Origin of the sequence: Acinetobacter sp. YH16051 (assembly GCF_013417135.1) — a bacterium.
Taxonomy (GTDB): domain Bacteria; phylum Pseudomonadota; class Gammaproteobacteria; order Pseudomonadales; family Moraxellaceae; genus Acinetobacter; species Acinetobacter towneri.
The window spans coordinates 1-4,506 of record NZ_VPEN01000047.1 but is presented as its reverse complement, the minus strand read 5'-3'; the positions used below and the strand labels follow the sequence as shown (position 1 = coordinate 4,506).

At 35.6% G+C, this 4,506-nt stretch carries 3 protein-coding genes and 1 pseudogene; 1 reads left to right on the top strand and 3 read right to left on the bottom strand.

Going from position 1 to position 4,506, the window contains the following annotated elements:
- Positions 1-746 (bottom strand): annotated as a pseudogene (locus FTV41_RS13670) (ISNCY-like element ISAjo2 family transposase); the annotation flags it as partial.
- 395 nt (positions 747-1,141) lie between these two features.
- Here FTV41_RS13670 and FTV41_RS13665 point away from each other — a divergent pair.
- A complete protein-coding gene (locus FTV41_RS13665) occupies positions 1,142-2,710 on the top strand; it encodes an ATP-binding cassette domain-containing protein (RefSeq protein ID WP_159124549.1) in 1,569 nt (522 codons plus the stop codon).
- 213 nt (positions 2,711-2,923) lie between these two features.
- Here the strand turns inward: FTV41_RS13665 and FTV41_RS13660 are convergent, their stop codons facing one another.
- Both FTV41_RS13660 and FTV41_RS13655 read right to left on the bottom strand, forming a co-directional pair.
- Entirely contained in the window at positions 2,924-3,226 is a 303-nt protein-coding gene (locus FTV41_RS13660) for a hypothetical protein (RefSeq protein ID WP_179995781.1), read from the bottom strand.
- Between the two features lie 73 nt (positions 3,227-3,299).
- Entirely contained in the window at positions 3,300-3,818 is a 519-nt protein-coding gene (locus FTV41_RS13655) for a plasmid replication DNA-binding protein (protein WP_179995782.1), read from the bottom strand.
- Between the last annotated feature and the right edge of the window lie 688 nt (positions 3,819-4,506).

Here is a 4,506-nt window from a genome sequence, read left to right as displayed (position 1 = left end):
GCTCGTTCTACACGGCCTTTGGCCTGTGGTGAATTAGCGAAGATGATATCGATATTGAGGGTACTGAGCACGCGTCCAAACTGGGTAATCTTGGTGTCTTTCTTACTGCTTTGATTCACCCTAAAGACTGAATGTTTGTCGCTGTAAAACGCTAAAGGCTTACCGTGCTGTTCGACATACAGGCGTGTCGAAATCATATAGTCAAAGGCTGATTCTGATTCACAGAAGCGTAAATGCTGCAATTTGCCTGTGGCATCATCGATAAATACCAGCAGACAGCATTTAGCAGCGCGTCCTTCAAACCAGTCATGGTGTGAGCCATCAATTTGGATCAGTTCACCATAACAGTCCCGGTTATAACGAGGCTGATACGGGCGTTTCAGGCGTTTGGAGCGAGGAATCCATAAATTAGCTGCAATCATCCAGGAACGTAGTGTTTCCACCGAGATGTCGAATCCATGAATGGTAGTGAGCTTTTCATGCGCTAAAGTGGGTCCGAAACCATGCAGTTGATCCGAAACAATATTGAGGCACTTGAGTCTGAGTTCTTCAGGAAGCCTGGAGTTGCTGATTTGACCACGTGCAGCATGGGCTAATGCAACTGGGCCTTGAGCTTTGTATTTCTGCAGTAAGCGTCTGATCTGACGTTCTGAAATATGAAGTAGCTGAGCAGCCTGGGATTGAGTTATGCGTTGATCGCAGATTTCCTGCAAGACCGACAATCGTTTAAGTTCTTTATCCGACATAGACACCAACATATCAAACCGTCCGCTTCGATAATCGCAAAAGCGCATATTCTAAAAGCGGACATTTTTACTTTGGAGAAACCGGACATTTCTACTTTGGGCTTACAATCTCGTTTCGCATAATCGCCATTATGTTAAATAACTTTTAGAAGCTTTAGTACAAGCTTGACAGATTGTCTTATCATTATAAAATAACCTTATTCAAATCATCCTCCCAAGAGTAACGCCAATGAAGTAAGTCATTTTCTCATCATTATTTTTAAACTTTTGATGTGCAAAATAGATTCTACTTGTGGCTATATATTCTTGGTCTCTACTTTATATCCTAAATAATATATTGTTTTTTATAAGTTAATCTTCACTATTTTGCATATCCTCTACATGAGGAATTTTTTATGCAACATGCATGTATTGCTTCAAACTTAAATTTAGAATTTTCTACACAGAAAATGTTTGATCAGCTAAACATTACGCTTTTATCAGGACAGGTTTCTGCATTAATTGGACGTAATGGTTTAGGTAAATCCCTATTGTTCAGAATATTAGATCAAAGCCAAGCTTTAGATATTCATTATAGTGGTCAAGTTTCATGGAATATCCAACATGATTATTTGGCACAATTAGAACGCCTTAATGCTGAAAATATTGCACAAGCATTAGAGGTAGATCATTTACATCATGCTTTTCGGCGTATAGAGAACAATACAGCTAGTTTTGATGATTATGAGTTAGTTGAAAATACCTGGGATTTACCACAAAAATGGCAAAATATACTTGAAAATGCTGACTTACCTACGGATTTGAACTTTCCAACAGAAAAACTGAGTGAAGGACAAAAAACAAAGCTGGCTTTATGTCGTTTGTTTTTAAAAAAGGATCACTATCTACTTTTAGATGAACCAAGCAACCATTTAGACTCAACATCTAGACAATGGTTAATTGAGAGTATTTTGGCACACCCTAGTGGTGTATGCCTGATTAGTCATGATCGCCAATTACTCAATCAAGTCCAACATATTTATGCTTTAACTGAATTAGGCTTACAACACTACAAAGGTAATTATGAGCATTACATTCAACAGCATCAGCTACACATGGATGCATTAACTCAGTCTATTAATAATGAGAAAAAAGAATTAAAGCAGTTAAAACAACGGCAACATGATAGCTTAATGAAAGCGAATAAACGTCAATCTAAAGGCAATGAACTTCGTGATTCTAATTCTCAAGCAAAGATTTTTCTAGATTTCAAAAAGGAAAATGCTGGACAAAGCTTAGGTAAGCTACGTGCCCAACAAACTCGACAAACTGATGATTTGAAAAATAGTCTGATTAATAGGCAGACCATTGTAGAAAAAATCAAAGCTCAGAAGTTTGAATTCCACTTACAGAGTACGAAGCAAGGAGAGATTTTAAGAATTCATGATTTAAAGCTACCCCATACAGCAACAAATAAAATTAATTTTGCATTGAAAGCTGGCGAAAAAATCCATCTTAAAGGTGCTAATGGAATTGGTAAATCAACCTTATTGAAATTGATTTCTACCCATCAACGTGATGATATTTTCTTTAGTGGAACATGTTTGTATTTAGATCAAAACTTTAGTTTATTAAATAATGATTTATCCGTAATCGAAAACCTTGCACTTTATAACTCCAATCTTACTGAAGTTGAGTGGAGAAATTTGTTAGGTCAGTTACGTATTCGTCGTGAAAAAGCTTTATTAAAACTATCAGAACTGAGTGGTGGTGAAAAATTGAAAGTCGCATTATTAGCAATGAGTCACTATCCTGATGGTATTGATTTATTATTGCTTGATGAACCAGAAAATCATTTAGATATTGAGTCTAGAGAGCTTCTATCGCAGGCTATTAGCCAATATCAGGGCGCTGTAATTTTAGTTTCACATGATCATTTTTTTGTTGAACAGTGTGAAATATCTGAAGAGTATTTAATTGAGTAAAATGACATTTTCAAATATATAGATTTATTAGTTCTACTAAAATTAACATAATACACCTTATACGAAATGCGTTATAATTTTCTTTAGAAATCAATGCTGTAGTTTCTAGTTGATAGCCCAATCACACCCGATTGGGCTTTTTTTATGATTTTTCATGTTTCACGATCAAAAAACAATCAATGTTCCACGGTTTTGTTTAGCTTTGGCGAATAATCAATGGATGCCATTGAAGCCTCTTAGGTCTTCCGTTTTCTCAAAAATGAAGTCTCTGCGATCCAGGATTAGACAGTTTTTATTGTGTCGTCTAATTGATCGTGTTGCCTTACTGATGTCGTGACAATCCCAAAATCGCTCTGTTCCTGTGATTGCCGCTATGGGGTGTGCATCTTGTGCAATATAAATCAGGGAAACTACTATTTGTCTGCCGTTTTCATAGCGTTTCCTGGCGAATACAACATGATGTGCAATCTTAAGAAATTGGACTGTAGATTTATTTAAGCGTTCTTGAACAGACATAACTTATCTCCAAAAGCATAAGTTATTATATCAACTAATTTACAACTAATTTACAACTAACTGTTGTTTTATATTAGCCATAAGGTTTAAAAAAACGGCTCCAGAACCCCCTTTTTTCTAGTTCTGGCTCAATATGTTCAGGGACAGGAATACGTTTATTCCCGATGACCTCTGATTCCTTAGGAGGCATAGCTATGACGTCCTCTTTTTCTTCTACCGTGGATTCTGCTTGTTTTGATTTTGGATCATCAGATTGCGTTGTATTGGTTTTTGGAGCTTCCAATAGTCGTTGCATAGTTTCAATTTGATTTTGATAGAAGCTTTCTCTATTTTTTGCATCATCCAACTGATTTTTTAGTATGTCTATCTGCTGTCTAAGTAGTAAGACTTCTGCCGAACTTGGACTGTCTACTTTTACAGATTCTTTTACATCGGTTTTTTTAGCAGGCTCACCAAAAACACGAATAGCTTCTGAAAAATCAATTTTATTATCAGAATTTTTACTTAAAATTCCTTTATTTATATGATTGTAAATTGTCTGTCTATTTATGCCGTAAAGCTTGGATAATTCAAGAACTGAAAGACTTTTCATGTTGTAAAGTGATGCCTATTGTTGTCTAAAGTCACTGTCTAATAGACTGTAAAATTTACAGACTGGATAGATATAGTTTTACATATATACCATCTGATTTTATCTAATATTTAAATTGTTGTATTAACTAGACTGTCTAAAAATCTTGGACGGGTTTATAAAAATTAATCAAAAACAAATAGATATTGGTGTATTTAATTTGAGCAAATAACAATTTTTTTTTGAAAAAGAGTGAAACTTATTTTTTAATGAAAATAGAAATTAATCAAATAGATGTAGATGATTTTTTAATAAGAAATTAGAAAGAGTGAAAGTTAAGGGCTTGAATTGAGTAAAAAAAAACCGCTGACACCTTGCAGTATCAACGGGTTTTTCTTATATTCAGCGGTACGCAGTTATTTGATGTTGACGCATCAGATAACGAAGATCAGCAGAGCTACCAACTCGTGCAGATTTCACCAAAGGCTTGTACCTGTTCGCACATTTTAACGTTATGAGCAGTAATTTCAAGTCAAAACATGAATTACTTCGTTATTGAATCGTTTTGTGTCCATTAAATAAGCAATCTTGAATTCGAGCTTTGCCCGCTTCTGCGTGTCCGTTTATTCGGGTCTAGGCATGTGGTGTGGGTGGATGGAATAAAGCGACGCTAGCGCACCACAGCGATTGTTTTACAGTAATGTAGAGC

Excerpts from the sequence above, each read along its gene's own strand:
- FTV41_RS13665 (WP_159124549.1), top strand. The coding sequence starts at position 1,142 with ATGCAACATGCATGTATTGCTTCAAACTTAAATTTAGAATTTTCTACA.
- FTV41_RS13660 (WP_179995781.1), bottom strand. The coding sequence starts at position 3,226 with ATGTCTGTTCAAGAACGCTTAAATAAATCTACAGTCCAATTTCTTAAG.
- FTV41_RS13655 (WP_179995782.1), bottom strand. The coding sequence starts at position 3,818 with ATGAAAAGTCTTTCAGTTCTTGAATTATCCAAGCTTTACGGCATAAAT.